31 protein-coding genes are annotated in these 26,985 nt (G+C 38.3%); 30 read left to right on the forward strand and 1 reads right to left on the reverse strand.

The genetic code is table 11. The features are described 5' to 3' along the window. Positions 1–19: 19 nt before the first annotated feature. The 9 genes from QF028_RS04865 (at position 20) to QF028_RS04905 (ending at position 6,785) form a co-directional block, all read left to right on the forward strand. On the forward strand, positions 20–2,002 hold the full coding sequence (locus tag QF028_RS04865; protein ID WP_429464396.1) for a heme lyase CcmF/NrfE family subunit: 1,983 nt from the start codon (positions 20–22) through the stop codon (positions 2,000–2,002). Position 2,003: 1 nt separating this feature from the next. Beyond that, positions 2,004–2,510 (forward strand): cytochrome c-type biogenesis protein CcmH, encoded by a 507-nt coding sequence (locus QF028_RS04870; protein ID WP_429464397.1) that lies wholly within the window; start codon positions 2,004–2,006, stop codon positions 2,508–2,510. A gap of 12 nt (positions 2,511–2,522) precedes the next feature. Then, positions 2,523–2,897: a hypothetical protein gene (locus tag QF028_RS04875; RefSeq protein WP_429464398.1), complete on the forward strand. Its 375-nt coding sequence runs from the start codon at positions 2,523–2,525 to the stop codon at positions 2,895–2,897. Then, positions 2,894–3,883, forward strand: coding sequence for a hypothetical protein (locus tag QF028_RS04880; protein WP_429464399.1), 990 nt, complete (start codon positions 2,894–2,896; stop codon positions 3,881–3,883). Before QF028_RS04875 ends, QF028_RS04880 begins: the two co-directional genes overlap by 4 nt. A gap of 24 nt (positions 3,884–3,907) precedes the next feature. Further along, the gene (locus QF028_RS04885) at positions 3,908–4,612 is read left to right on the forward strand and encodes an ABC transporter ATP-binding protein (RefSeq protein WP_429464400.1); all 705 of its coding nucleotides are present in this window, start codon (positions 3,908–3,910) and stop codon (positions 4,610–4,612) included. Beyond that, on the forward strand, positions 4,609–5,289 hold the full coding sequence (locus QF028_RS04890; protein WP_410889416.1) for a heme exporter protein CcmB: 681 nt from the start codon (positions 4,609–4,611) through the stop codon (positions 5,287–5,289). The genes QF028_RS04885 and QF028_RS04890 overlap by 4 nt, the downstream gene beginning before the upstream one ends. A gap of 3 nt (positions 5,290–5,292) precedes the next feature. Further along, a complete protein-coding gene (locus QF028_RS04895) occupies positions 5,293–6,054 on the forward strand; it encodes a cytochrome c biogenesis protein (protein WP_429464401.1) in 762 nt (253 codons plus the stop codon). Positions 6,055–6,066: 12 nt separating this feature from the next. Then, positions 6,067–6,198, forward strand: coding sequence for a CcmD family protein (locus QF028_RS04900; protein WP_168245039.1), 132 nt, complete (start codon positions 6,067–6,069; stop codon positions 6,196–6,198). Between the two features lie 77 nt (positions 6,199–6,275). Further along, positions 6,276–6,785: a TlpA family protein disulfide reductase gene (locus QF028_RS04905; RefSeq protein WP_429464402.1), complete on the forward strand. Its 510-nt coding sequence runs from the start codon at positions 6,276–6,278 to the stop codon at positions 6,783–6,785. Between the two features lie 134 nt (positions 6,786–6,919). On the opposite strand, the gene QF028_RS04910 is transcribed toward QF028_RS04905, so the two are convergent. Beyond that, positions 6,920–7,588 carry an SIMPL domain-containing protein gene (locus QF028_RS04910; protein WP_429464403.1) on the reverse strand — a complete coding sequence of 223 codons (669 nt, stop codon included), beginning with the start codon at positions 7,586–7,588 and terminating at the stop codon, positions 6,920–6,922. A 215-nt stretch (positions 7,589–7,803) separates the two neighbouring features. Here QF028_RS04910 and spoIIIAA point away from each other — a divergent pair, with 215 nt between their 5' ends. From spoIIIAA to spoIVB, 21 genes are all read left to right on the forward strand, one after another. After that, the gene (spoIIIAA, locus tag QF028_RS04915; protein WP_429464404.1) at positions 7,804–8,727 is read left to right on the forward strand and encodes a stage III sporulation protein AA; all 924 of its coding nucleotides are present in this window, start codon (positions 7,804–7,806) and stop codon (positions 8,725–8,727) included. Beyond that, complete coding sequence (spoIIIAB, locus tag QF028_RS04920) at positions 8,728–9,243, forward strand: stage III sporulation protein SpoIIIAB (protein WP_429464405.1); 516 nt, start codon at positions 8,728–8,730, stop codon at positions 9,241–9,243. Between the two features lie 11 nt (positions 9,244–9,254). After that, positions 9,255–9,458 carry a stage III sporulation protein AC gene (gene spoIIIAC / locus QF028_RS04925; protein WP_066060661.1) on the forward strand — a complete coding sequence of 68 codons (204 nt, stop codon included), beginning with the start codon at positions 9,255–9,257 and terminating at the stop codon, positions 9,456–9,458. Beyond that, a complete protein-coding gene (gene spoIIIAD / locus QF028_RS04930; RefSeq protein ID WP_098931474.1) occupies positions 9,415–9,864 on the forward strand; it encodes a stage III sporulation protein AD in 450 nt (149 codons plus the stop codon). Before spoIIIAC ends, spoIIIAD begins: the two co-directional genes overlap by 44 nt. A gap of 31 nt (positions 9,865–9,895) precedes the next feature. Continuing rightward, complete coding sequence (gene spoIIIAE, locus QF028_RS04935; protein WP_214713120.1) at positions 9,896–11,092, forward strand: stage III sporulation protein AE; 1,197 nt, start codon at positions 9,896–9,898, stop codon at positions 11,090–11,092. Positions 11,093–11,103: 11 nt separating this feature from the next. Further along, positions 11,104–11,733, forward strand: coding sequence for a stage III sporulation protein AF (gene spoIIIAF / locus QF028_RS04940; RefSeq protein ID WP_214713119.1), 630 nt, complete (start codon positions 11,104–11,106; stop codon positions 11,731–11,733). Beyond that, entirely contained in the window at positions 11,726–12,376 is a 651-nt protein-coding gene (spoIIIAG, locus tag QF028_RS04945) for a stage III sporulation protein AG (protein WP_214998549.1), read from the forward strand. Before spoIIIAF ends, spoIIIAG begins: the two co-directional genes overlap by 8 nt. 15 nt (positions 12,377–12,391) lie before the next feature. Beyond that, positions 12,392–12,943: a SpoIIIAH-like family protein gene (locus QF028_RS04950; protein WP_168245031.1), complete on the forward strand. Its 552-nt coding sequence runs from the start codon at positions 12,392–12,394 to the stop codon at positions 12,941–12,943. Between the two features lie 875 nt (positions 12,944–13,818). After that, positions 13,819–14,331 carry an acetyl-CoA carboxylase biotin carboxyl carrier protein gene (accB, locus tag QF028_RS04955; RefSeq protein ID WP_429464406.1) on the forward strand — a complete coding sequence of 171 codons (513 nt, stop codon included), beginning with the start codon at positions 13,819–13,821 and terminating at the stop codon, positions 14,329–14,331. A gap of 14 nt (positions 14,332–14,345) precedes the next feature. Next, complete coding sequence (accC, locus tag QF028_RS04960; RefSeq protein ID WP_215005224.1) at positions 14,346–15,701, forward strand: acetyl-CoA carboxylase biotin carboxylase subunit; 1,356 nt, start codon at positions 14,346–14,348, stop codon at positions 15,699–15,701. Positions 15,702–15,719: 18 nt separating this feature from the next. Beyond that, positions 15,720–16,130 (forward strand): Asp23/Gls24 family envelope stress response protein, encoded by a 411-nt coding sequence (locus tag QF028_RS04965; protein ID WP_088088920.1) that lies wholly within the window; start codon positions 15,720–15,722, stop codon positions 16,128–16,130. Between the two features lie 222 nt (positions 16,131–16,352). Next, positions 16,353–16,751, forward strand: a complete 399-nt coding sequence (gene nusB, locus QF028_RS04970; RefSeq protein WP_088088919.1) for a transcription antitermination factor NusB — start codon at positions 16,353–16,355, stop codon at positions 16,749–16,751. Positions 16,752–16,789: 38 nt separating this feature from the next. Further along, a complete protein-coding gene (gene folD / locus QF028_RS04975; protein ID WP_215005221.1) occupies positions 16,790–17,647 on the forward strand; it encodes a bifunctional methylenetetrahydrofolate dehydrogenase/methenyltetrahydrofolate cyclohydrolase FolD in 858 nt (285 codons plus the stop codon). 106 nt (positions 17,648–17,753) lie between these two features. Continuing rightward, the gene (xseA, locus tag QF028_RS04980) at positions 17,754–19,112 is read left to right on the forward strand and encodes an exodeoxyribonuclease VII large subunit (protein ID WP_429464407.1); all 1,359 of its coding nucleotides are present in this window, start codon (positions 17,754–17,756) and stop codon (positions 19,110–19,112) included. Next, positions 19,102–19,335, forward strand: coding sequence for an exodeoxyribonuclease VII small subunit (locus tag QF028_RS04985; protein WP_308162586.1), 234 nt, complete (start codon positions 19,102–19,104; stop codon positions 19,333–19,335). The genes xseA and QF028_RS04985 overlap by 11 nt, the downstream gene beginning before the upstream one ends. A gap of 3 nt (positions 19,336–19,338) precedes the next feature. Further along, positions 19,339–20,232: a polyprenyl synthetase family protein gene (locus QF028_RS04990; protein WP_215005212.1), complete on the forward strand. Its 894-nt coding sequence runs from the start codon at positions 19,339–19,341 to the stop codon at positions 20,230–20,232. A 187-nt stretch (positions 20,233–20,419) separates the two neighbouring features. Beyond that, on the forward strand, positions 20,420–22,315 hold the full coding sequence (gene dxs, locus QF028_RS04995) for a 1-deoxy-D-xylulose-5-phosphate synthase (RefSeq protein ID WP_429464408.1): 1,896 nt from the start codon (positions 20,420–20,422) through the stop codon (positions 22,313–22,315). A 3-nt stretch (positions 22,316–22,318) separates the two neighbouring features. Next, complete coding sequence (locus tag QF028_RS05000) at positions 22,319–23,158, forward strand: TlyA family RNA methyltransferase (RefSeq protein ID WP_215005206.1); 840 nt, start codon at positions 22,319–22,321, stop codon at positions 23,156–23,158. 149 nt (positions 23,159–23,307) lie between these two features. Then, a complete protein-coding gene (gene ahrC, locus QF028_RS05005) occupies positions 23,308–23,757 on the forward strand; it encodes a transcriptional regulator AhrC/ArgR (RefSeq protein ID WP_088088912.1) in 450 nt (149 codons plus the stop codon). A gap of 15 nt (positions 23,758–23,772) precedes the next feature. After that, on the forward strand, positions 23,773–25,482 hold the full coding sequence (gene recN / locus QF028_RS05010) for a DNA repair protein RecN (RefSeq protein WP_429464409.1): 1,710 nt from the start codon (positions 23,773–23,775) through the stop codon (positions 25,480–25,482). Positions 25,483–25,658: 176 nt separating this feature from the next. Further along, the gene (gene spoIVB / locus QF028_RS05015) at positions 25,659–26,948 is read left to right on the forward strand and encodes a SpoIVB peptidase (RefSeq protein WP_410888587.1); all 1,290 of its coding nucleotides are present in this window, start codon (positions 25,659–25,661) and stop codon (positions 26,946–26,948) included. The last annotated feature ends 37 nt before the right edge of the window (positions 26,949–26,985 follow it).

A 26,985-nucleotide genomic window follows, 5' to 3' on the forward strand; every position in this document is an offset into this window, starting at 1 on the left:
AACTTAAGAAGGTGACAAAATGTATTTATTTGCCAACGCAACGATTTATATAGGCTTAGCCATCGCAATTTATTCACTCCTCATTATCACGTTGGGGATTAGCACGAAAAATCAAAAGTTTATTAACAGTGGTAAAGGTGGATTGATTGCATTATTAGTATGTTCATCACTTGCAATGCTTTCATTGTTCTACCTATTAGCAACCTCTCAATTTCAATACGAATATGTTCATGATTACACAAGCAGTGAACTACCGATTATCTATAAACTTACCGCACTATGGGCGGGTAATGCAGGCTCGTTGTTATTGTGGACATTCTTCTTGACTCTTTATACTTGTATGATTGCTTTCTCACGGAAGTTAAAAGGAAACCCGATGATTCCATACATATCGTCCATCTTACTTGCAAATGCGGTTTTCTTCTTTTTTATTTTAGGTTTTGTTGCAAAACCCTTCCTTCTATTAAATGAGATTCCTATAGAAGGAAAAGGATTAAATCCAATGCTTCAAAATCCAGGAATGATCATTCATCCTGTCACACTTTACCTTGGCTATGTAGGTCTTGCCATTCCATTTGCTTTTGCGATGGCGGCATTGATCTTGAAAAATGTCGATGATTTCTGGATTAAAATGACTAGACGTTGGACAATTATTGCCTGGTTATTTTTAAGTCTTGGAAATATCTTTGGTGGTCAATGGGCATATGTTGAACTTGGCTGGGGCGGTTACTGGGCATGGGATCCAGTTGAAAATGCCTCCTTTATGCCATGGTTAACAGCAACTGCCTTCTTACATTCCGTTATGATTCAAGAACGGAAAAACATGTTAAAAATTTGGAATATCAGCTTAATCATTGTCTCCTATGCACTTACCCTATTTGGTACATTCTTAGTGCGAAGCGGCGTACTGACATCTGTCCATGCCTTTGCTAATTCAAACCTGGGATTATACTTCTTAATCTTCATGGGTGTGGCAGTCATCGGAGCACTATATGTGTTAATGAGCCGTTATAACCTGCTGAAACGCAGTGCAGGGGAATTTAATTCCTTTGTTTCTAAAGAGAGCAGCTTCTTAGTAAATAATTTATTACTTGTCGGAGCAGCCTTTGCCGTATTCTGGGGGACGATTTTCCCGTTAGTATCGGAAGCAGTACGTGGTACAAAAGTAACGGTTGGTCTGCCATTTTTTAATAAAGTTGAAGCACCAATCCTATTATCAATGATGTTTGTCATGGCAGTTTGTCCAATGCTTGCTTGGCAAAAATCTACCGTGAAAAATCTTAAGAAAAACTTCATGATTCCAGCCATCCTCGCTGTTCTTGGCATGATTTTGATGGTAGTGTTAGGAATTCAAAAAGCATGGGCAGTCATTGGTTATGGAGTAATCACTCTATTATTAATCACCCACTTCTTAGAGTTTTATAGAGGTGTAAAAGCTAGAAGAAAAATGACTAAAGAAACACCACTATTGGCGCTGTACCGCTTGATGATTCGAAATCGCCGCAGGTATGGTGGATACATCGTTCACCTTGGTATTGCCTTCATCACGATGGGGATTATTGGTTCACAGAATTATGATTTACAAACAATGAAAACAGTCGATTTAGGGCAGTCAATTGAATTAAAGGATTATCGTATCAACTACGACCGACTTGATCAGAAGAAAGAAGGCATTAATGATATCGTCTATGCCGATGTAACCGTTTTTAGAAATGGTAAAAAGCTAGGCACTTACCAGCCAGAAAAAGTATTTTACGGTAACTGGGAACAGCCTTCTTCCGAAGTGGCGATTATATCTTCGCTTAAGGAAGACTTATACATCGTGTTAAGTGCCTGGGAAGATGATGGAAAAGCTACATTTGTTGTAAAGATTAATCCAATGATGAACTGGTTATGGATTGGTTCATTCATGATTGTTATTGGCGCTCTGTTCGCCGTTTGGAATGGAAAATATGGAAATGTCACTCCGAGGTACACAGGAGTACGCAGAGAGGTGTCTTAATATGAAAAACAAAATTTTTATTGGCCTTCTCATAATAGCGTTCATTTTTCAAGGATCATTCCTGCGCGTTGAAGCAGCAAAACAGATTGACTATAAATCAGCTGAATTCAAAGCCGTTGCTCAGCAATTCGCCTGCACATGTGGCTGTGGTCAGGATCATTATGAATGTGATCCGAATACGTGCAATCTTACCACAGAATTTAAAGCAGACCTGGTTGACATGATGAACAAGGGGTGGGATAAGGATAAAATTCGTGCCTATTATGTCAATATCTATGGTGAAGAAATATTGACTTCACCTGAAAAAAGCGGTTTTAGTTTAACAGCGTGGGTTCTCCCGTTTGTAGTATTGGCCGCAGCGGGAATATCATTGTATTTCGTTATTCGTAAATGGGTTAAGAAAAAAGCCTCAGATGAACCTGTTGCTGAGTACCAGAACACCGAGGATGAAGTAGAAGGAGAAATACTATCTTCCATGATTGATGAAGAACGCAAAAAGTATCTTTAGGATGTGAACAAAATGCAAGATATCACAGTCATATCAATTATTTTTACCACCATATTTGCGCTAGCTTGTCTGTTTCTAATATTATCACCGTTATTTAAGTGGGATGCTTATTTACATGTTAGTTCAACGGGTCAGGATATCGGCGCCACGAAAGAAGCACTATTAACAACACTTAATGAAATAGAATTTGAGTACAAGATGGATAAAATCTCAAACGCTGATTATAAAGTTTTAAAGAAGCAATACGAAACAGAAGTTGCCAGCCTTATGAAGGAAGAAGAACAATTGATGGATACAAACATTGATAAAGATTTAATGGATGAAGTTGAAAAAGAAATTGAAGCTCGAATGAAAACTTATAAGAATAAAAAGGGGGAAGGAAAGTGATCAAAAAAATCACGGTTTTCTTCCTCGGACTGATGCTATTCATTCCATTTCATGGATTAGCAGCTTCTGATTCAAAGGTTTCGATTGATATGCATTATATCGTTGTCAGCCCTGCAGAAGATGGCTCAACGAATATGATGAATATGGTTAATTATACTAATACCTCAGCTGAAGAATATAAAGGTGACGGTAAAAGTGAAGCGGTCTTAAATGTAACCCTTTCCGAAGGCGCAGAGGATCTCAACTTTTTAGACAATAAAATTGCCTTTAAAGAGGTTGACAAAGGATTCATTACAACCACGGCAATTCCAGGAAATCAAACGATGGTGTTGCCTTACAGTTATCGGATAGCGAAGGGAAAAGAAATTAATTTAAAAGCTGACTACAACGTACAAATGATGCAAATTCTCGTTCCAGAAGGAAGAGGGAGTATTGAAGTTAAGGGGGCTGTTGCAACCAGTCAAGGCAGTTTTAAATTCGATGACGAAAATTATTTTGGATACAGTATCGAAGGGATTAAAGCTAACCAATCGTTTACACTTGTTTATAAGCCAGATGTACAGCCTGTAGCGAATGAGACAAAAAAGTCAGAAACAACTAATAAAAGTAATAGTTCGGTTACACACACGGCGCCTGCCTTTCATAATCCAGGCCATCTAAGAATATGGGCACAGTCCCCGCTACACCGCTTTGATCCACACGTCTTTTTAATCATTATAGGAGCTATTGTATTTGCTGGAATCTCCTATTATATCTATTTCAGAAGGAAAGCAAAGCTGGAAGAGGAAAGACTTGGAGCAGATAAAGAAGAGAAGGCATTTAAACTTTTAATGGCAAAGCAAAAAGCCATAATGGATAAGATCATTGAATTGGAAGAATCCTTCGGAGATGGAAAGCTTTCAGAGGATGAATATCATGCAAAGCTAGAAGCTTATAAACAGCATCTTGTCCAAGTAAAATTAAACTTACGTAATTTTGTAGAGTAGTAGCTGGGATGGGAGAGACTGCAAATGATAGAAATAAAAAAGCTAACAAAGCAAGCGGATAATAAGCTTATCCTTCGTGGTGTAGACCTCTCAATCAAAAAAGGAGAAACGGTTGCCATCCTTGGACCAAATGGTGCCGGAAAAAGTACGCTTCTAAAAGTACTCGCAACCTTAATAAAACCTACATATGGGTCTATATTGGTTAATAATATGGATTTGAAAAAAAATCATATCGAAATAAAAAAAATAATGGGTTATTTACCCCATTCCAGTTTGCTTTATGATCATTACTCTCCATTAGAAAATATTGTGTTCTTTGGGAATATCTATGGTGTTAAAAATGTTGAACAACGAGCGATTGCACTTGTCAAAGAAGTAGGTTTGTCATTCTTTTTAAATGAACCGGTAAAGAATTTCTCCCGTGGAATGATTCAACGGATTGCGATTGCACGAGCGATTGTTCATGAACCGGAAATTCTCCTTTTGGACGAACCGCACACAGGATTAGACCAAGGAGCAATTACCATACTTAATAACGTTATTCTTTCCATGAAAGCAAAAGGCACGACTACTTTAATGGTTACACATGATTTCAAACAAGCAGCTGAAATCTGTGACAGAATTATCATTGTGAAAAATGGCAAGATCGTCGATGATTTTAGGATTGAAAATCAAAACTTAGGTTTTGTTTCTGAAAAATATGAGCAATTAGTGGAGGGAGTATCATGAACCTTTTTCGAACAGCCCTCTTACTAGCAAAAAAGGATTTATATTCCGAATTAAAAACAAAACAAATTATGGTGACCCAAATTATTTTCGCTGGTCTGGTGATTGTTGTTTTCAGCTTCGCCTTTGACCCTGCCAATAATACAACAAAAGCAGTTATACCTGGAGTCATTTGGGTCATTATCGTCTTTGCTGGAATTTTAGGGCTTAACAGATCATTTATATCCGAGCAGAGAAATGATACGATGCAAGGATTATTGGTTGCACCAATGGAGGCAGCGAGCATTTATTTAGGAAAGTTCTTAGCCAATTTTTCGATGATGCTGATCGTAGAACTGGTTTCCATCCCGTTTTTATTTTTGTTATTTGATTTCAAATTTTTTGGCAGCATTCCTTATTTTATCTTAGTTGTATTCTTAGGCAGTTTTGGATTTATCGCCATTGGAACATTCTTGGCGGCATTGGCAGCCAATTCCAAAAGCAGTGAGATGCTGCTTCCACTATTGCTGTTTCCAATTACAACGCCAATCCTAATCGGTGTTGTTCAAGCCACTCGAATCATCTTAACGAATATGGAGAAATTTTCAAGTGCAGTCGCTTGGATTCAGTTAGTCACTGCGTATGATGTTATCTTCTTTGTTGTTTGTTTCTTATTAATTGATTATGTGCTGGAGGTTTAAGTGATGAGTATGAATCTCGAACGAGAGAAAGCGGTACTTACTGGATCTCAATTAACTGTTAAGAAGAGCCCAGATCTATCAAAGATTTTGTTTGGTGCTACAGTTATTTCCATGTTGGTCGCCCTTTATTTTATCTTTATCTTTTCTGCTGAAGAAGTAACGATGGGAGCAGCCCAAAAAATCTTTTATTTTCATGTTAGCTCAGCATGGCTGGCGTTCATGGCATTTTTTGTGACATTTGTCTTCAGTATTTTATTCTTAGTCAAACGGAAAAGAATATTTGACACCTATGCTTATATTTCTGCAGAAATTGGTGTGGTCTTTACGATTATTGTCTTAACAACTGGCCCAATTTGGGCAAAATCATCATGGAATACTTGGTGGGTTTGGGAGCCGCGGTTAATTACAACGTTAATTCTTTTCTTTATCTATATAGCCTACATTATGATTCGTCAAATGGATGGAGTATGGGATAAAAAAGCCAGGCTTGCTGCTGTATTTGGAATCATCGGGTTTGCTGATGTTCCAATCGTATTTTTCGCGATTCGCTGGTGGCAAACAAAGTTTCACCCAATCGTGTTTGGTGAGGGACCTTCCCAAAAAGGTGGAGGTATTGAGAGTTCTATGCTAGTGGCGTTGTTTGTTTCACTTGCAGCATTTACCATTCTTTATTCATACCTTCTTCATAAAGGTGTTTCATTTGAAAATATGAAAATTAAAGTAGAGCACTATAAAGAAAAATTAAGAGAAGAATTGGAAAAATAGGAGGAATTTATCATGGGTTTTGAATTTATGTATGGTGCCTATTCTGTTGCATGGGTTGTTATTTTTGGATATATGTTAATACTCGGTAAAAGACACTCAAAGCTTAAGAAAGAAATTGAATTCTTAAAACAACTAGAAAAATAACTAGTAGTAATAATTAGGCCTGTGAAGCATAAACAGGCCTTTTGCATAGAACCTTACTGGTGTCAGGAGGAAATACGATGAACAAGCGGGTCATCAAATTACTCGTATTGATTCTTATTGTTGGTATGTTTGGTTTCTTTGGTTATAGTTTAGTTACAAAAGGTGAACATACAGATGTTGGTGATAAGGCATATAATTTTTCGTTGCCAAATTTGGATGGAAGTACAACCAAGCTCTCCGATTTTAAGGGGGAAGTGGTTATTCTGAACTATTTTGCCAGTTGGTGTGCTCCATGTAAAGAGGAGCTGCCAGAGCTAGAATCCTTCCAAAAAGAATATGGTGATCAGTATCATTTTCTTATGATTAATCGCGGCGAGACAATGGATAAGATTAATAAAGTAACGGAGAAAAATAAAGCCGGAATGAACTATTTATTTGATTATAATGCAAAGGTTTCTAAAATGTATAATGTGACAGGGCAGCCTGAAACCTTTGTGATTGATAAACAAGGAATAATTAGAGAACATTTTAACGGTCCAGTTACAGAAATGCAGTTATATAATTGGTCAAAGAAATATGACAATTAAATTCACAAAAAAAGGATTGAACCGATAAATTGGGTTCAATCCTTTTTTCTAGGCTTTGTTTAACTTGGCTGTTGATTTCCGCTCCAATCAACGTAGGCTTTAAATCAACAATGTCCTTTAACACAGCTTTTTTTCTAAAATGGTTTAAAGTGAAATTCTGCGATCACATCAGCCTTGACTGTTATTTGTCCTGGTTCAATTTGTGTGGAGGCAGCTCCTTTCACGAAAGCCCCAGTCTGATTAAAAACAGGCTGGACCGTTCTGCCTCCTTCGATAATTAACCTCGGTGTGGGGATTAACGATACATTTAATGTCCCTGCAATGGTTTTAGCCCTTTCAATTGCATTATTTACTGCCATAACTAAGACCTGTTTATAAAAAGACTCTTTGTCTTTCACTGTAAATTGGACGTTAGAAACATAGTTCACACCATTTTGAACAGCGGTATCCACGACCTTGCCAACGATTGATAAGTCCTCTATTTTTACCTGAAGGATATGGGTTATTTTATAACCACGAAATATTTGTTTCCCTTGGTCATAATCGTAATCGGATTCAATTCGATAATCGAAGGTCTGTATATTATTTTTGGTAATTCCCAGTGAAATAAGAGAGTCAATTACCTTTGTTACTTCATGAGAATTCTGCTGCTGGGCGGTTATTACCTGCTTGCTTTCCGTTATAATTCCTAGGTTTACCGAAGCGGAGTCAGGTTGGATTGCCATTTCTCCTTCACCAGACACTTTAATTAAATAGTCCTTGGGAGGTAATCCATTTCGATTTAACGGATGGTAATTGTACACTTCCCTCTCCCCCTTTATGTTTATTCTTTCTTTAAAATACGACTGACTTCCAAAAATGTTCCGATATTAAAATTATCCCTTTCTACTTTTCTTATTTTTGTTCTAGCATTCATCTCAGAAAATAGAAAAGAAATGACAGTTTTGAAAGTCATAATGTGACCAAGCAGGCATACATTTTAAATAATGAGAAAGGCAAATATGAGGAGGTTGCACACGTGGAAACGATCCTAAACTTTTTACCAAAAAATATAGCCGACCTAATCAGCAAAATCCCTCCTAACCAAAAAGAAGAACTGGAAGAAATCCGCATACGAATTAACCGACCGATTGAAATGACAATGAAAGGCGCACCCAGGTTTTTACCGTATATTGTCCAGCCTGATGATGCTTTTCACCTAATGAATAAAATAAGTCATTTCTCCATCTATACCCTCGAAGAGGAACTTAAGCAAGGATTTATAACTGTTTCCGGGGGCCATCGGATTGGGCTGGCTGGTAAGGTGATCCTTGAGGGTGGAAAGGTCAAAGCGATCAGGGACATTTCCTCTTTTAATATTCGGATAGCTAGGGAAAAGGTAGGGATAGCTGAACCAATTATCCCTTATATCTATCAAGGAAATTGGATGCATACGATGGTGATTGGTCCGCCCCAAACTGGAAAAACAACATTACTGCGTGATATTGCAAGAATTGCATCCTCAGGTTACTTAGCAAGGGGTATACAGGCAAATAAGGTAGGAATTGTCGATGAACGAAGTGAAATTGCTGGATGTGTTAATGGGATACCGCAATTGACCTTTGGTGACCGTTTGGATGTGCTAGATGCCTGTCCGAAAGCTGAAGGAATGATGATGATGATTCGCTCGATGAGTCCAGATATTCTAGTTGTTGATGAAATAGGCCGGAAAGAAGATGCTGAAGCCATCCAAGAGGCTGTTCATGCGGGAATAAAGTTAATGATGACCACTCATGGGACGAGCATTGAAGAAGTTAGAAATAGACCATCTTTACGGACGATTCTTGATCAAAAAATTTTTCAACGTTTTGTTGTCCTTAGTAGGACATCAGGACCGGGAACTATTACTCATATTTTAGATGGAAATGGTAAAGAAATGAATCAAAAAGTGAGAGTGACATAAATGATTAAGCTTATAGGTGCTGTTTTCATAATTGTCGCAACAACATGGATCGGATTTGAGATTTCCAGACGTTTTAGTGAACGACCAAGGCAGCTCAGGGCATTAAGGACTGCACTACAATCACTTGAAGCAGAAATAATGTACGGTCATACGCCATTACATGAAGCTGCCAGAAGGTTAGCAGAACAGCTTTCAAAGCCGCTTTCAACCTTTTTTGAGTCCTTTTCCAAGAAATTAACGGACACCGAAACAACGGTAAGAGACGCTTGGGAAACAAGTTTAAGAGAAATATGGAATGCTACAGCATTAAAGCAGGGAGAATTTGAAATTATGAAGCAATTTGGGGAAACCCTGGGTCGACATGATCGTATGTCCCAGCAAAAACATATCATGCTGACACTAACACATCTTGAAAGAGAAGAGGCGGATGCAATTCAAGCCCAAGCAACATACGAAAAAATGATCAAGAGTCTCGGATTCTTATCAGGATTATTACTGATTATTTTATTATTTTAGGGGGAAATGCAATGGGGTTAGAAGTGGATATTATTTTTAAAATTGCTGGTGTGGGAATAGTTGTTGCCTTTTTGCATACCGTTCTTGACCAGGTGGGGAAAAAAGAATACGCACAGTGGGTAACGTTGTTTGGGTTTATCTATATATTATTTCAGGTAGCATCCATTGTGGATGATCTCTTCCAAAAAATTAAATCTGTATTTTTATATCAATAGAAGGGGGGTCCCTAAGATTGAAATCATAAAAATAGTTGGCATAGCTCTTGTAGCAACCTTTCTAGCTTTAATTGTGAAAGAACAAAAGCCAAATTTTGCATTCCTCTTAGTAGTCTTTGTAGGCTGTGTCATTTTCCTTTTTTTGGTGGATAAAATTTATGAAATCATTCATATGCTTGAGAAACTTGCAGTGAATGCAAAAGTGAATATGGTTTATATCGAAACGATTTTAAAAATCATTGGAATTGCTTATATTGCTGAATTTGCCGCCCAGATTACAAAGGATGCTGGTCAGGGAGCACTCTCTTCTAAAATTGAATTAGCTGGAAAAATTATTATCCTTGCTATGGCGATCCCGATTTTAACTGTTTTGATTGAAACGATAATCAAACTTATTCCTAGTTGATGACAAACCTGAAAAAGAGGTGTAGATAGAATTGAAGCAGCGATTGCAGTTTATTCCTATTATAGTTCTTGTATTCTTTTTTTTATCCTTTACAGGTGTACAAGCTGCCGAAGAGACTAAAGACCCCAACCCTCTTTCTCCGCAGGAGTTAGTTGATGCCCAGCTTAAATCCCTTGATATTACAGAACTCAAACAATTTTGGGAGGACATTACCTATAAATACGGGGGATTTCTTCCAGAAAGTCAAAAGGGGAGCTTGTATGACTTCGTAAGCGGCGAGAAGAAATTCTCATTTAAACAATGGGGGTTGGGAATAGTAAAGTTTGCCTTTCAAGAGTTTGTTTCTAACGGGAAATTACTGGGGTCATTGATCATGCTAACCATCTTTAGTATGTTCCTTCAATCGATGCAGAATGCCTTCGAGAAAAGCGCGATTAGCAAGGTTGCATATTCAATCGTTTATATGGTCTTAGTCATAATTGCCCTGAATAGTTTCCATATCGCCATAAGTTATACAAATGAAGCAATCGGATCGATGATCTCTTTTGTGCTAGCACTTGTTCCACTGTTACTTGCATTAATTGCAGCCTCTGGCGGTCTTATATCAGCAGCTTTCTTTCATCCGGTGATCTTGTTTTTAATGAATATAAGCGGTTTATTCATGCAGTATATTATCCTGCCTCTCCTGTTTCTAGCCACCTTGTTGAGTATTGTAAGCACGATGTCAGAACAGTATAAAGTGTCACAATTAGCTGCCCTGCTAAGAAACTGGAGCATTGGGTTAATGGGAATCTTCTTGACGGTGTTTCTAGGTGTTATATCAGTACAAGGAGCATCAGCAGCTGTAACAGATGGTGTTACGATTAGGACAGCGAAATTTGTAACGGGGAACTTTATACCTGTTATCGGCCGGATGTTTACAGATGCTACAGATACGGTGGTTAGTGCATCTGTCCTATTAAAAAATACAGTAGGCATTGCTGGTGTTGGTATCCTGCTTATCATTGTAGCCTTCCCAGCTATTAAAATCTTAATGATTGCCTTTATCTATAAATTCGCTGCCGCAATCTTGCAGCCATTAGGCGGCGGGCCAATCATTACCTGCTTGGATATTATTAGCAAGAGTGTCATTTATGTGTTTGCAGCTTTAGGAATCGTTTCACTGATGTTCTTTTTATGTATAACAGTTATAGTTGCGGCAGGAAACCTGACGATGATGATGAGATAGGGGGGATTCATATGGAATTTTTAATAGAGTGGGTAACGAATATTATTCTCTTTATCTTGTTAGCCACGGTAATTGATATGCTCCTCCCCAATTCAAGTATGCAAAAGTACACAAAAATGGTTACAGGACTCCTTTTAATTGCCATTATTCTTACCCCAATTTTTAAATTGATTTCCAAGGATTTTGAATCAGCAATGGGTTCGATCCCTTCATATCAAGCCCCTGGAGAAAAAAATATGAAAAATTCAATAGATTTAAAGAAAAAAGAAATACAAGCCCAACAACATGCATATATTTTAGAAGAAATGGCTGTCCAACTGAAAAAGGACGTGAAAGAGGAGTTGATGGAACAATACGGATTGGAGATTGCAAAAATTGATCTAGCTACAAATGAAGAAAGCGACCAAGCATTCCCAGACAACCTCCAAAAGGTTATGGTTCTTCTGAAGCAACCAGAAAATGAAGTGAAGACAGTCGAAGCGATCAAACAAGTCGAAATTAACACAGAAACACCTCTTCCATCTAAAAGCTCAACAGAAGAAGCTGAAAAAATTGCCGCTTTTCTTTCGCAAAAATGGAATGTGACCGAAAAAACAGTTGAAGTTTCGATTGAAGGGGGGATTAATAACCAAAATGAATAACAACCAAGGACCATTTTCATGGCTTAAAAAGGTGCTCAAAATAGAAGGTAAATCTGACAAGAAACCAGGGAAATACCAGTATATGCTTGTTGTTCTATGTATCGGTGCAGCCTTTATGCTTGTTGGCAATATTGTATTTAAAACAGATTCGAACTCAGCGGATACACCTGTTGCGACGAGTGAAAAAGTAAATTCCGAAGATGTACCGGCATTTGGTCTAAATAAGGGCTCAAGCAATAAGGCATTGGATAAATATGAAGAAAAATATGAAAATCAGCTTAAGAAAGCCCTTCAGGAAATGCTAGGGGTTAACGATGTTACAGTTGTTGTCAATATTGATTCCACTGATAAGAAAGTGCTTGAAAAAAATAGGGTTTCCAAATCACAAACGACTGAAGAAACAGATCGAGAAGGTGGGGAACGGAAAGTTGAGGAAGCCTCAATTGATGAACAACTAGTGATTATCCGTGAGGGTGAAAAAGAGGTTCCGATTGTAGTAGAAACGAAAAAACCTGTAATTCGCGGTGTCTTAGTGGTTGCAAAAGGCGCAGAGAATATACAAGTGAAAAAGTGGATTGTAGAGGCAGTTACACGCGCTTTAGATGTACCAAGTCACCGAGTTGCTGTCATGCCTAAAAAATAAAAGGGGTGTTTTCCTATGCTATTGAAAAAACAAACAGTTTGGTTATTAACGATGTTAAGTTTAGTAGTTGTATTATCTGTTTATTACATTACCTCTCCGGAACAGAAGAGTAATGATCTAGCTGCTGTTTCGCAAAAAGCGAAAGATCAAAATCAGGGTAAAACAAAAACGGAAGCTAAGGATGATAAAACAATTGTATCAACTGTTGCGGGTGATGAAGCGTTTGAAGAATTACGTATGAAGCTCGATGACCTAAGGAGCGAACAGCGAGAGGATCTAACGACGGAGCTTGCCTCCACAGATATTCCTGCGGTTGAGCGAAGTAAAGTTAAAGATCAAATGGACAAATTGAATCAAACGGCCAAAAAAGAAGAAATTCTTGAAACGTTAATTAAAACAATGGGCTATGAAGATGCATTAGTAAGAGCAGATGGTGAAAAAGTAAGAGTCACAGTTAAATCTAAGAAGAAACCTTCAGCAACTGAGGCCAACAAAATCATCTTACAGGTGAAAAAAGAAATTGGAGAAACCAATTATGTAGCAGTAGAATTCCAACCAATGAAATAAATGAATGTAAAAAAGGAAAGTCAACGACTTTCCTTCAGATTGTCGAGAAAGGGTCATTTTCTCGGCAATTTTTTATTTTGTCTGAATCTAAAATCCCGATTTTTATTAATTGATTGCCCCTGCTAAATGGCCTGTTGATTTCCGCTCCAGGCACTCGCTTTCCGCGGGGAGGTCCTGGAGCCTCCTCGGCGCTTTAGCGCCTGCGGGGTCTCCAGTGACCTCTCTATCCCGCAGGAGTCGAGTGCCCTCCGCTCCAATCACCAGGGAGGCAAATGAACTTAAAGCATTGCAACATACTTTTTCTATGCCCTACTAAGTGTGTTGAAATCTTTTTTATATTTTGGCAGGCTACGGTAAGGAGGGCTTGTTCATTTCCATTTTAATAGACACAAATCCTTAATTCATTTTGGCTAAACTCTTTTGCCTTAAACATTGACTTCACCACTTATTCTTAATATTTTTTAAATGATTTGAGGGTCTTAATTGATTATTACACCGTTGATTGGAGCGGAAGGCGCGAAGACTCCTGCGGGAGTACGGGGCAGGGGAGACCCCGCAGGAGCGAAGCGACGAGGAGGCTCCCCGGCACGCCCGCGGAAAGCGAAGCGCCTGGAGCGCAAATCAACAAACTAGTTAAAAACCCTATATTAGACTTTCCTTTTTTGTTTTAATAACCATGAAATAGGTTAAAATAATATGTTGAATGACAGCCAACTGTAAAAGTTCCCTTTTGTTAATAAAAATATTATGATAAGAGAGGAAGTATGTGAGGGTGAATTTTAATGGTGACAATTTCCATCATTGAACTTTCACTAGGTATTATCGTATAGTTATAGTAGTTAGTCATAATTTTGTAGTACGAGGAGTGTAACTCAATGTTAAAAGTACAAGAAATTCGCGAATTGATTAAATTAGTGGACCAATCAAGTATTGATGAATTTGTATATGAAAACGATGGTTCAAAAATTAAAATGAAAAAAAATGGTGCAGTTACATATGTTTCACAAGTAAGTCCGGCTCCACAAGAAACTCAATTTGTATCACCAGCACAACCAGTCTTATCTACAGCAACACCTTCCGTTCCTGTTCAGGAAGTAAACCAGGAAGTTCAAAAAGAGGAGACTGTAAAGGAAGCTGATACATCCAATCTTCATAAAATTGTTTCTCCAATGGTAGGGACTTTTTATGCGTCACCGACTCCAGACACTGACGCATATGTTAAACTGGGTTCTAATGTAACAACAGATTCGATTGTATGTATTGTGGAAGCTATGAAATTATTTAATGAAATTGAAGCTGAAATTAACGGCGAAATTGTTGAAATACTTGCTAAAAATGGACAATTAGTAGAATACGGACAGCCTTTATTTTTAGTAAAGCCTGAATAAGGAGCGATAACAGGATGATTAAAAAACTGTTAATTGCAAACAGAGGAGAAATTGCAGTTAGAATTATTCGAGCGTGCAGGGAAATGGGAATTGAATCTGTTGCCGTTTACTCGGAAGCGGATCGTGAAGCATTACATGTACAGCTCGCAGATGAAGCCTATTGCATTGGCCCTACTTCATCAAAAGACAGTTATTTAAATGTAACAAATCTAATTAGTGTGGCTAAGCTTACAGCTTGTGATGCCATTCACCCGGGGTATGGCTTTTTAGCCGAAAACGCAGATTTCGCAGAGCTTTGCCGCGAATGCAATATAACATTTGTGGGTCCAAGCCCAGAGGCCATTACAAGAATGGGTACTAAGGATATCGCAAGGGAGACTATGCGTGAAGCCGGGGTCCCAATTGTCCCAGGTTCAACTGGGATTATAAATGATATCGATGAGGCACTTGAACTTGTAAAAAAAATCCAATATCCAGTTATCATAAAAGCAACTGCTGGTGGAGGTGGCAAAGGGATTCGTGTTGCCAAGAACGAGCAGGAATTAATTAAAGGCATTAATATTACACAGCAGGAAGCCATGACAGCCTTTGGAAATCCTGGTGTTTACATTGAAAAATATATTGAGGATTTCCGTCATGTTGAAATTCAGGTCCTTGCTGACTCCTTTGGTAACACAATTCATTTAGGAGAAAGAGATTGTACAATCCAGCGCAGGCTGCAAAAGCTTCTTGAAGAATCTCCATCACCAGCATTAGATGGGGAAATCCGAGCAGAAATGGGTAATGCAGCCGTAAAAGCTGCAAAAGCAGTTGATTATTCAGGTGCGGGAACGGTAGAATTTATATATGACTACCGCAATCGAAAGTTTTATTTTATGGAAATGAACACCAGAATTCAGGTGGAGCATCCTGTTACAGAAATGGTCACTGGAATCGATTTAATTAAAGAACAAATCCGGGTGGCTTCTGGAGAAAAGTTAAAGTTAAAACAACAGGATGTCACATTTACAGGATGGGCAATCGAATGTCGGATTAATGCCGAAAACCCAGAAAAGAATTTTCTTCCATCTGCAGGGAAAATCAACATGTACCTTCCACCTGGCGGGTTTGGCATACGTATTGATTCAGCAGCTTATCCAGGGTATACGATTCCGCCTTATTATGATTCTATGATTGCGAAGGTTATCGCATATGGGAACAGCAGGGAAGAGGCCATTTCAAGAATGAAACGTGCATTGAGTGAATTCGTTGTTGAAGGAATCCATACAACGATTCCGTTCCATTTAAAACTGCTAGATCATGAAAAGTTCGTCGAAGGCGGATTTAATACCAAATTCTTGGAATTACATGATGTGATGAAGTCTATTTAATATCTGGAGGTGTTATTAATGAGCGAGTTTAGTGTCTTGGAAATGGAACAAGGCAATAACGGACATGGGAAAATTGAAATTGCTCCTGAAGTGATTGAGGTTATTGCAGGCATTGCTGCTTCTGAGGTGGAAGGTGTAGCCTCGATGCGTGGTAATTTTGCAACAGGTGTGGTTGAGCGTTTAGGGAAGAAAAACCATGGTAAGGGCGTAAAAGTCGAATTAACAGAGTCAGGAATAAAAGTAGATGTCTATTGTATGATGAAGTTTGGAGTATCCATTCCTTCCGTTGCAGGAAAAGTGCAGGATAATATTCGTCAAGCATTGTTGAATATGACTGCCTTAGATGCTGAAGAAGTAAATATTCATGTGGTTGGGATACAATTTGAAAACCATAAGAATGAACCAGAGAGCATTGACACAGAGATCTAAAACTTGGAAACCAAAGGAGAAAATTCCTTTGGTTTTTCTTTATTTGCAATTAAGTCCTAAATAAAAGTGCTTACATATTGGAAAAATAACAACCTTAGAGTGCGAATCATTTTTAGTTATGCTATTATCGTTTATGTGCAACCTATTCGAATACTTATTTACTATTTATGTATGAAAAATAGACAAAAATTAATTAATATCTCTAAAGGAGTTAATTGTATAATGAAAAGAAGAACAGCAAGGGAAAAGGCATTACAGGCACTTTTTCAAATCGATATAAGCAACACTGAGCCATCAGCAGCGATTGAGCATGTATTGGAAGGAGAGGCGGGTGACGAGTACCTATCTAAACTTGTTCTAGGGGTAGTCGAACAAAAAACCTTAATTGACAATTTAATCAGTGAAAATCTAGAAAAATGGTCCATAGAACGATTGGCAACGGTCGATCGAAATTTATTAAGAATAGCTACATATGAAATGAAGTTTTTCCGAAATGAAGTTCCGGAAAATGTTATTTTAGATGAAGCCATCGAAATAGCAAAAATATACGGAGATGACCAATCAAGTAAGTTTATTAATGGTGTTCTATCAAAGGTGAAACAAAAACTTCTTAACGATTAATTGATTGGACGCACTTAAGAAAAAAAGGAGAAGAGAAAATGACAGCTACTATTATTGATGGAAAAGAAATTGCAGCAAAAAAAAGAATGGAAATCGCAGAAGAGGTTAGCAGAATAAAAAACCTTGGGGTAACTCCTGGATTAGCAGTTATTCTTGTCGGAAATAACCATGCTTCTCGGACATATGTAACAAATAAAGAAAAAGCCTGCCAAGAACTTGGGATGAACTCAGTTTTAATTGAAATGCCAGAGGAAGTTTCCGAAGAGGAATTACTCTCAAAAATTGAAGAATTAAATCAGGACGATCATATTCATGGCATTTTGGTTCAGCTGCCAATCCCCAAACACATTGACGAAAAAAAAGTAATTGAATCGATCTCTCCTAATAAGGATGTTGATGGGTTTCATCCGATTAATATCGGCAGGATGATGACAGGGCAAAATGCCTTCTTACCATGTACGCCGTACGGAATTATGGTGTTACTTGAAGAAACAGGTATCTCAATAGCAGGGAAGCATGTTGTCGTGGTTGGGAGAAGTAATATTGTCGGAAAGCCGGTCGGTCAATTATTTTTAAATCAACATGCAACTGTAACCTATTGTCATTCTAAAACTAATGACCTAAAGTTCCATACAAACCAAGCGGATATCCTTATTGCTGCTGTTGGAATTCCGAATTTTATTACAGCGGAGCATGTAAAAGACGGTGCTGTCGTCATTGATGTTGGAATTAACCGTAATGAAGCCGGAAAGCTTTGCGGTGATGTAGCTTTTGCTGAGGTAAGCGAAAAAGCTGGATATATCACGCCTGTTCCAAAGGGAGTAGGACCGATGACCATTACCATGCTTATGTATAATACCTTAAAATCAGCTGCAGAAAGCCTAGACCGCAATTAAGTAGGAAATTGTCCTTATCTTTTATAAATATATATAAGATAAGGACAGTTTTTCGCTAATCGAAGAGTTTTCATTTGACTATTGGTCGAATAAAAAGGAGTTACCTATGCAGGAACAAAGATATTTATCTGTGAATGCTTTAACCAAATACATAAAAAGAAAATTTGATGCGGATCCACATTTACGGGATGTTCATGTTAGAGGTGAAATTTCAAATTTCAAACAGCATTCGAGCGGTCATATGTATTTTACCTTAAAGGATGAAAAAGCCCGCATTCTTGCGGTTATGTTTTCGAGTCAGTCAAGATCAATGAAATTCACACCAGAAAATGGCATGAAAGTAATTGTCAGAGGCGAAATTTCCGTTTATGAACCAAGTGGTCAATATCAAATATATATAAAAGAAATGCGGCCAGATGGTATAGGAGAATTGTTTTTAGCCTATGAACAGCTTAAACAAAGACTAGAATTAGAAGGATTATTTGCGATAGAAAATAAAAAGGCGATTCCTTTATATCCTAGAACCGTTGGGGTGATTACCTCACCCACTGGAGCGGCGATAAGGGATGTTATTACTACAATTAAAAGACGGTATCCCATCGCTAATATTCTTGTTTTTCCTGCCCTTGTACAGGGGGATCAAGCGGCTCCCTCTATTGCTAAGGCTATTGCTAAAGCAAATAGCATGAATGAAATTGATGTGCTAATCGTTGGACGCGGCGGGGGGTCAATAGAGGAATTGTGGGCTTTTAATGAGGAACTCGTTGCCCGAGCGATATTTTCTTCAGACATCCCGATCATATCAGCCGTCGGACATGAAACCGACTTTACCATTGCTGATTTTGTAGCGGATTTACGCGCTCCGACCCCAACTGGTGCTGCAGAACTTGCTGTCCCACATATAGATGAGTTATTGGACAGGGTTTTACAGCGGCAAACTCGCCTTCTTCGGACGATGAAGGGAAAATTCCAGTTTGAAAAAGAACGATTAGCTCGTGTTCAGAAATCCTATGCCTTTCGCTATCCCCATCGATTATATGAACAAAAGCTTGAGCAGGTTGATAAACTAACGGAAATGCTGGTCCGCGGGACATCCAGGTTGTCCTTAATAAAAAAAGGGCAGCACGAAATTCTTTATAAACGCTTGCAGAGGAATCATCCAAGCGAGGCATTACGAGAAGCACAAAAACGTTTAGAACTAACCAATAAAGAGATGAAACGTGCCATGCAGCAAGTACTTTCAAAAAAGCAAACAGAATTTGAAAGGATCCTTTCGACCTTAGGTGCGTTGAGCCCCTTGAAAATCATGGAACGTGGATATAGTTTAGCTTATTCAGAAGAAAACAGACTAATTAAAAGCATTAATCAAGTTAAAATGAATGAGCGAGTTCAGATTCAATTAACGGATGGCAGTCTTTTCTGTAGAGTTGAGAATAGGAAGGAGAGCGAAAAACGTGACGAATGAAAAGAAAATTTCCTTTGAAGAGGCAATGACTAACTTGGAACGAATTGTGGATAAGCTTGAAGAAGGAGATGTACCGTTAGAAGAAGCAATCATTTTCTATAAAGAAGGTATGGAGCTGTCCAAACTTTGCCATGATAAATTAAAAAGTGTCGAAGAACAATTAACACAAATTATTACGGAGGACGGTCGGACGGAGAGTTTTACGATTGATGAGGAGGAATAAGACTTGGGAACCGGGTTACTAGATGTATTTGCACGAGAATATAAACTTCAGCTTGATTCGGAGCTTCGGACTCTGGTTAATAAGCTTGACGCCCCTCCTATTATTAAGGAATCAATGATCTATTCACTTGAAGCAGGAGGTAAACGAATTCGCCCCCTTTTATTATTCGCTACTCTAGAAGCATTTGGGGTAGACCCAAAAAATGGGCTTCTTGCTGCTTCGGCCATTGAGATGGTTCATACATATTCCCTAATTCACGACGATTTGCCAAGCATGGATAATGATGACCTTAGAAGAGGAAAACCCACAAATCATAAAGTTTTTGGTGATGCTATTGCGATTTTAGCAGGAGATGCTTTATTAACATATAGCTTTGAGGTAATTGGGAATATTCCATCTGAATTCGCTTCAGCAGATACAAAACTAAAATTAGTGATTGAGTTGGCAAAGGCATCTGGAACGGAAGGAATGGTTGGCGGCCAAGTTGCCGATATGGAAGGAGAAGGGAAATCCTTAACTCTAGAAGAACTTGAGTATATACACATCCATAAAACCGGTAAGCTGCTCGGATTTAGTGTTCTGGCAGGAGCGATAATGGCGGGTGCAAATCAGGAACAATTAAAAAATCTTTCCTCTTTCGCCCATCATCTAGGTCTCGCTTTTCAAATCCAAGATGATATTCTTGATTTGGTGGGGAATCAGCAATTAATCGGGAAACCAGTTGGTAGTGATACCTCCAATCATAAAAGTACGTATCCGCAGTTGTTATCATTAGAAGGGGCAATTGCAGCCTTGAATCAACAAATAAATCTATCGAAGCAATATCTCGGTATGACAGGCTTGGATACGACCCTTCTGATGGAAATAACGGAATTAGTTGCTTCAAGAGACCATTAGAAAACGGTATTTGAGGCATTGAAATAAGTGTGTTATAATTGTTTTCATTGTAGAAAACGTTGTCAATGCCGTTATCACTCTCGTGTTAGCGGCTATTTTTTAATCAAAACTTAATTATTTAAATGTGTAATATAACACAATGACAAAAAGAAGAATGCATAAAAGTATGAAAGTGAGTGGTCCAAACATGGATCTGTTATCAATAAAAGACCCAGCCTTTTTAAAAGGCATGTCAAATATCGAATTAGAGGCTTTAAGTCAAGAAATTCGCACATTTTTGATTGAAAAGCTGTCTGTAACTGGAGGCCATATTGGACCGAATTTAGGAGTAGTCGAATTAACCATAGCCTTACATAAATGTTTTAACAGTCCCAAAGATAAGATTATCTGGGATGTGGGACATCAATCTTATGTTCATAAAATTTTAACGGGCAGAGCAAGTGAGTTTGATACATTACGGCAATATAAAGGATTATGCGGCTTTCCTAAACGGATTGAAAGCGAGCATGATGTTTGGGAAACAGGTCACAGTTCTACATCTCTTTCTGCTGCTATGGGAATGGCAATCGCTAGAGATTTAAAAAAGGAAAAATCATTTGTTATTCCAGTTATAGGTGACGGGGCTCTAACAGGTGGAATGGCGTTAGAAGCCTTAAATCATATTGGTCATGAGAAAAAAGATATGATTGTCATTTTAAATGACAATGAAATGTCAATCGCTCCTAATGTTGGTGCACTTCATAATATTCTTGGTCAATTGCGGACGGCTGGAAAATATCAATGGGTGAAAGATGAGCTTGAAGTACTGTTGAAAAAAGTACCTGCAGTGGGCGGGAAATTAGCTGCAACCGCTGAAAGAGTGAAAGACAGCCTTAAATATTTATTTGTTTCCGGTATGTTTTTTGAAGAACTAGGATTTACTTATCTCGGCCCAATTGATGGTCATAATTTTGAAGCATTATTTGAGAACTTCAGCTATGCTAAAAAGACAGAAGGTCCGATTCTTCTCCATGTCATCACTAAAAAGGGAAAAGGCTACCAGCCTGCAGAAAGTGATAAAACAGGTACATGGCATGGAACTGGACCATATAAAATGGACACTGGTGCATTCGTAAAGCCGGTAAAAACACCGCCCCCTGCATGGAGCAGCCTTGTCAGTGAAACGGTTCGAAAGCTTGCCAGGACGGATGAAAGGATTGTGGCGATTACACCAGCTATGCCTGTTGGTTCTAAACTCGAAGGCTTTGCAGGTGAGTTCCCTGAGCGAATGTATGATGTAGGGATTGCAGAGCAACATGCAGCAACAGTCGCTGCGGGATTAGCTACACAAAATATGAAGCCTTTTCTGGCGATTTACTCAACCTTTTTACAGCGGGCTTATGATCAGGTGGTTCATGATATTTGCCGTCAAAACTTAAATGTCTTTATTGGAATCGACCGGGCTGGATTGGTGGGTGCCGATGGTGAAACCCATCAAGGAGTTTTTGATATTGCTTTTTTAAGGCATATCCCTAATATGGTGTTAATGATGCCAAAGGATGAAAATGAGGGTCAGCATATGGTTTACACCGCACTGAATTATGATGACGGTCCTATTGCCATGAGATTCCCGCGTGGGAATGGACTTGGTGTCCCATTGGATAAGGATTTTCAAGCCATTCCAATTGGGACGTGGGAGGTTCTAAAAGAGGGTGATGATGCGGCTATCCTAACCTTTGGAACCACCATTCAAATGGCCTTAGAAGCAGCTGAGGTGCTTGAAAAGAAGGGGATCTCCGTCAAAGTTGTCAATGCCCGGTTTATCAAGCCTTTGGATGGAAAAATGCTGACTCATCTACTTGTGAAAAATATGCCGATTCTTACCATTGAGGAAGCAGTTTTACAAGGGGGGGTTGGGAGTGCAGTTCTGGAGTACGCACAAACCCAAGGATTTTATCACGCGCACATCGACAGAATCGGAATCCCGGACCAATTTATTGAACATGGAGATGTTGACTCACTTCTTAAAGAAATTGGTTTAACAACGGAAGAAGTAATCAAACGGGTTTCTATACTAGCTAGAAAAAAACAACAAAGGGCTTAAGATATGAAAAATAAAGAACGGTTAGACGTTTTACTTGTAGAAAGAGGTTTAATTGAAACCAGAGAAAAGGCAAAACGAACGATTATGGCAGGGCTAGTTTATTCAAACGAAGAGCGATTGGATAAACCAGGAGAAAAGGTGAAAACGGATATTCCACTTAGTATCAAAGGGAAGATCCTTCCGTATGTAAGCCGTGGTGGATTAAAGCTTGAAAAGGCTTTGAAGGTATTTGATGTGAGTGTTACGAACAAAGTATTGCTCGACATTGGATCTTCTACTGGCGGCTTTACCGATTGTGCATTACAGAACGGTGCAAAAATGTCCTATGCTTTGGATGTAGGCTATAATCAGCTTGCTTGGAAACTTAGACAGGATGAACGTGTCGTAGTAATGGAGAGGACAAATTTCCGCTATGTTACACCTGTCGATTTAATTGGAGAGATGCCAAATTTCGCCACAATCGATGTATCGTTTATCTCCTTAACGTTGATATTACCTGTCTTAAAAACACTCTTAGTCCCTGAAAGTGACGTCATAGCACTAGTAAAACCGCAATTTGAGGCTGGACGTGAACAGGTTGGTAAAAAAGGGATCATTCGTGATGAAAAAGTACATTTACAAGTAATTGATAAAATCATTAATTTTGCCTTTCAGCAAGGATACACAATAAAAAACTTATCCTTTTCACCCATCACTGGCGGGGATGGAAACATTGAGTACCTGCTCCATCTCAAATGGGAAGGGGAACGGGAAATTGGAGTTAATCAATTACTTGTCACCCCTATTGAAATTGTAAAGGAATCACACGTGGAACTTAAAACAAAACAAAATTCAGAAGGGTAGGCTGATGCTTATCCTTTTCTTCTTTTGGAATGAAAATTCCCCCCTTTTCACAAGAAAAAATGTACAAGCTTGTAAAAATCGGCTAACATGTGTATAAGAGCGTGTTAGTACATATTACTTAGATGTTTTAACTATTATGGGGTGAAACAATGAACAAAGGCCAACGCCATATAAAAATAAGAGAAATCATTGCAACTAATGATATCGAAACACAGGACGAGTTAGTGGATGAACTAAAAAGTGCTGGCTATAATGTAACACAAGCAACCGTTTCTAGGGATATTAAAGAATTACATCTTGTTAAGGTTCCATTAAGCGATGGACGATATAAGTACAGCTTACCTGCTGACCAAAGATTTAATCCATTACAAAAGTTGAAAAGATCATTAATCGATGCGTTTGTACGGATTGATGCGGCAGGTCATTTGCTTGTCATGAAGTGCCTGCCAGGTAATGCAATGGCAATTGGCGCACTAATCGATAATCTCGATTGGGATGAAATATTAGGGACCATCTGTGGGGATGACACAATGTTAATCATTTGTCGAACTCCGGAAGATACTGAAGTTATCACAAACCGGTTCCTAGATATGCTTTAATTGGGGGAATGTTCCTTGTTAGCAGAATTATCAATTAAAAATTTCGCTATTATCGAAGCCTTATCTGTAACATTTACAAAGGGATTAACGGTTTTAACAGGTGAAACGGGTGCAGGTAAATCAATCATCATTGATGCTATTCATTTATTAGTTGGTGGCAGAGGGTCTGCAGAATTTGTTCGTCATGGTGAGGATAAGGCGGAAATCGAAGGGCTTTTTCAGATTGATGATAACAAACATCCGGTAATTGCTAAAGCTTTAGAATTTGGGATTGACATTGACGAAGGAACGGTAATCTTACGACGAGATATTGCCCAAACCGGTAAAAGTGTTTGCCGAGTGAATGGAAAGCTTGTGACAATCTCCATTCTCAGGGAAATCGGAGGAACACTCGTTGATATCCATGGTCAGCATGAGCATCAAGAGTTAATGGATGACTCAAGACACCTAACACTGCTAGATCAATTTGGAGCAGATGATATACTACCTTCACAAGGTGAATACCAGCAAGTATTTCGTCGTTATGAGCAAACCTTCCAAAAGTTAAAAGCATTAAGTGAAAATGATCAACAAACTGCCCATCGGCTAGATTTAATACAGTTTCAATTGGATGAAATTCAAAAGGCAAATTTAAAGCTTAATGAAGATGAAGATCTTTTTGAGGAAAAAAGAAAACTAACTAATTTCGAAAGAGTATTTGGAGCCATTCAGTCCAGCCATACAGCCTTGCAGGGAGAACAAAAAGGGCTGGATTGGATTAGTATGGTTATGGGGCACCTAGAAGACGCTGCGGCACTTGATACGGCGTATAAAGACATCTACGAATCTGTCTCGAATAGCTACTACCAATTAGAAGATGCGGCGCGTGCACTAAGAAATGAGTTAGATATATTAGAGTTCGACCCGCAACGGTTACATGAAATCGAAGACCGGTTGAATGAAATTAATCAGCTCAAACGCAAATACGGAAAAACAATTCATGAAATATTAGAGTATGCTGCAAATATTGAAGAAGAAATTGAAACATTGCAAAATAAAGAAACACATATAAGCGAATTAGAAAAAGAATTAACTTCTGTAAAAAAAGACTTAATCCTTGAAGCGAAGCAGTTAACTGAAATTCGTCTTAAATGGGCAGATAAACTGACAAGGTTAATACATAAAGAATTAAAAGAATTGTATATGGCGAAAACTGTTTTTGAAATTCGTTTTGAAACAAATACCATTCAATTTACAAAAAACGGTGTGGACCATATAGAATTTTTTATCTCAACTAACCCCGGAGAACCATTGAAGCCCTTATCAAAGGTTGCTTCTGGAGGGGAATTATCTAGAATTATGTTGGCATTAAAAAGTATTTTTTCCAAGCATCAAGGAGTAACATCCATAATTTTCGATGAGGTTGATACTGGTGTAAGCGGCAGGGTTGCCCAATCAATTGCGGAGAAAATCTATAAGGTGGCTGCCGAATCACAGGTTTTGTGTATTTCGCATCTGCCTCAGGTAGCAGCCATGGCTGATACTCACTTGTTCATTTCAAAGATCATAAAAGGGGGTAGAACGAAAACTTCTGTTACCCCGTTAGAGATTAATGAAAAAATTAATGAAATTGGCCGGATGATATCTGGAACAGAAATAACTGACCTCACTAAAAAACATGCAGAAGAATTATTATATTTAGCTGCAGAAAACAAAAAAAGTGGTAGTGCTTTGACAAGTCACTAAACTGAAACATTTGCCGTAAAAAGGCTAAAATTTCTATATTTTTAATAAAAATTGTAATGCTATCCATTTCGGGTAGCTTTTTTATGTAGAACCAAGTTATAAATGATTGTCAAGGAGGCAAAATTAAAGATGTAGCCATTTCAATGTAATGAAAAGAAGCGAGGAGAGTGAAGAATTTGAAGTTAGAAATAATTAGAAAGATTATTGGTGGAATTCTCCTTGTTTCATTAATTAGCCTTATTTTTTTTCAGCCTATACAGCAATACCTTGCGATACCTAAAACAATTACAGTTTTTGAAGGACAAGACTATAATTTTCAGAAGGCTGCCCCGGTATCAGCCGCTTTGGTTTCTCGCAATTCGAATATTACACTTGATCAAGGAAAACATACGGTTTCAATGAAGGCAACTGAAAATGGAAAAAATGAAATGCTGTTAGAGTTTGCAGGGATTCCTATAAAAAAGGTTGACGTACGCGTCTTAAAGGATTTTAGAGTCATTCCAGGCGGGCAGTCAATCGGCGTAAAATTAAACACAGTCGGCGTTTTGGTTGTGGGCCACCATTTAATCAATACTATATCTGGAAAAAAGTCTCCAGGTGAAATTGCAGGTATAAAAATTGGGGATATCATTACTGAAATTAACGGTAATAAAATTGAAAAAATGTCAGATGTAGCACCATTTGTACAAACCGCAGGACAAGAAGGAAAACCTCTCGATATGGTTATTAGTCGGGAAAGTGGAAAATTTACTACACAATTAACCCCATTAAAAGACAAAGGGGAAAATATTTATAAGCTTGGTTTATATATTAGAGATTCCGCTGCAGGAATTGGAACAATGACCTTTGTTCATCCACAATCTAAGAAATATGGTGCCCTTGGTCATGTAATATCAGACATGGATACAAAACAGCCAATTGTTGTTGAAGATGGACAAATTGTCCGGTCTACTGTAACTTCCATTGAAAAGGGAAGTAACGGAGACCCTGGTGAAAAACTTGCCCGCTTTTCTTCGGACCGAGAAATCGTTGGTAATATCCAAAAGAACAGCCCATTTGGTATTTTTGGTGAAATGGTAAAAGAATTAAAAAATGGTGTTATGGATAAACCACTGCCTATCGCATTATCACATCAAGTAAAAGAAGGACCCGCAAAGATATTAACGGTCGTTAATGATGACCAAGTAGAAGAATTTGATATCGAAATTGTCAGCACAATCCCGCAAAAGTTTCCAGCAACCAAAGGCATGGTAATAAAAGTAACCGACCCTAAGCTCCTTAAAAAAACAGGAGGTATTGTTCAAGGGATGAGCGGCAGCCCGATTATTCAAGATGGAAAACTAATTGGAGCAGTTACACATGTTTTTGTTAATGATCCAACCTCAGGATACGGGGTACACATTGAATGGATGTTAAATGAAGCTGGAATTAACATATATGAAATGCCAAAAAATAAAGCGAGTTAGGACATTGGAGCAAAATAGGAAAATCCCCCTATTTTGC

The sequence above is a fragment of the Neobacillus sp. B4I6 genome (assembly GCF_050434045.1).
Lineage (GTDB): Bacteria > Bacillota > Bacilli > Bacillales > Cytobacillaceae > Neobacillus.

What these genes read in the sequence shown, in the direction of transcription:
- spoIIIAD (WP_098931474.1), top strand. Translation starts at nt 9,415, where the DNA reads ATGATCTCTTCCAAAAAATTAAATCTGTATTTTTATATCAATAGAAGG.
- QF028_RS04950 (WP_168245031.1), top strand. Translation starts at nt 12,392, where the DNA reads ATGCTATTGAAAAAACAAACAGTTTGGTTATTAACGATGTTAAGTTTA.
- spoIIIAG (WP_214998549.1), top strand. Translation starts at nt 11,726, where the DNA reads ATGAATAACAACCAAGGACCATTTTCATGGCTTAAAAAGGTGCTCAAA.
- QF028_RS04885 (WP_429464400.1), top strand. Translation starts at nt 3,908, where the DNA reads ATGATAGAAATAAAAAAGCTAACAAAGCAAGCGGATAATAAGCTTATC.
- dxs (WP_429464408.1), top strand. Translation starts at nt 20,420, where the DNA reads ATGGATCTGTTATCAATAAAAGACCCAGCCTTTTTAAAAGGCATGTCA.
- accC (WP_215005224.1), top strand. Translation starts at nt 14,346, where the DNA reads ATGATTAAAAAACTGTTAATTGCAAACAGAGGAGAAATTGCAGTTAGA.
- QF028_RS04965 (WP_088088920.1), top strand. Translation starts at nt 15,720, where the DNA reads ATGAGCGAGTTTAGTGTCTTGGAAATGGAACAAGGCAATAACGGACAT.
- spoIIIAC (WP_066060661.1), top strand. Translation starts at nt 9,255, where the DNA reads ATGGGGTTAGAAGTGGATATTATTTTTAAAATTGCTGGTGTGGGAATA.
- nusB (WP_088088919.1), top strand. Translation starts at nt 16,353, where the DNA reads ATGAAAAGAAGAACAGCAAGGGAAAAGGCATTACAGGCACTTTTTCAA.
- QF028_RS04890 (WP_410889416.1), top strand. Translation starts at nt 4,609, where the DNA reads ATGAACCTTTTTCGAACAGCCCTCTTACTAGCAAAAAAGGATTTATAT.
- folD (WP_215005221.1), top strand. Translation starts at nt 16,790, where the DNA reads ATGACAGCTACTATTATTGATGGAAAAGAAATTGCAGCAAAAAAAAGA.
- QF028_RS05000 (WP_215005206.1), top strand. Translation starts at nt 22,319, where the DNA reads ATGAAAAATAAAGAACGGTTAGACGTTTTACTTGTAGAAAGAGGTTTA.
- QF028_RS04865 (WP_429464396.1), top strand. Translation starts at nt 20, where the DNA reads ATGTATTTATTTGCCAACGCAACGATTTATATAGGCTTAGCCATCGCA.
- QF028_RS04900 (WP_168245039.1), top strand. Translation starts at nt 6,067, where the DNA reads ATGGGTTTTGAATTTATGTATGGTGCCTATTCTGTTGCATGGGTTGTT.
- accB (WP_429464406.1), top strand. Translation starts at nt 13,819, where the DNA reads ATGTTAAAAGTACAAGAAATTCGCGAATTGATTAAATTAGTGGACCAA.
- xseA (WP_429464407.1), top strand. Translation starts at nt 17,754, where the DNA reads ATGCAGGAACAAAGATATTTATCTGTGAATGCTTTAACCAAATACATA.
- QF028_RS04895 (WP_429464401.1), top strand. Translation starts at nt 5,293, where the DNA reads ATGAGTATGAATCTCGAACGAGAGAAAGCGGTACTTACTGGATCTCAA.
- ahrC (WP_088088912.1), top strand. Translation starts at nt 23,308, where the DNA reads ATGAACAAAGGCCAACGCCATATAAAAATAAGAGAAATCATTGCAACT.
- spoIIIAF (WP_214713119.1), top strand. Translation starts at nt 11,104, where the DNA reads ATGGAATTTTTAATAGAGTGGGTAACGAATATTATTCTCTTTATCTTG.
- QF028_RS04870 (WP_429464397.1), top strand. Translation starts at nt 2,004, where the DNA reads ATGAAAAACAAAATTTTTATTGGCCTTCTCATAATAGCGTTCATTTTT.
- QF028_RS04875 (WP_429464398.1), top strand. Translation starts at nt 2,523, where the DNA reads ATGCAAGATATCACAGTCATATCAATTATTTTTACCACCATATTTGCG.
- QF028_RS04905 (WP_429464402.1), top strand. Translation starts at nt 6,276, where the DNA reads ATGAACAAGCGGGTCATCAAATTACTCGTATTGATTCTTATTGTTGGT.
- spoIIIAB (WP_429464405.1), top strand. Translation starts at nt 8,728, where the DNA reads ATGATTAAGCTTATAGGTGCTGTTTTCATAATTGTCGCAACAACATGG.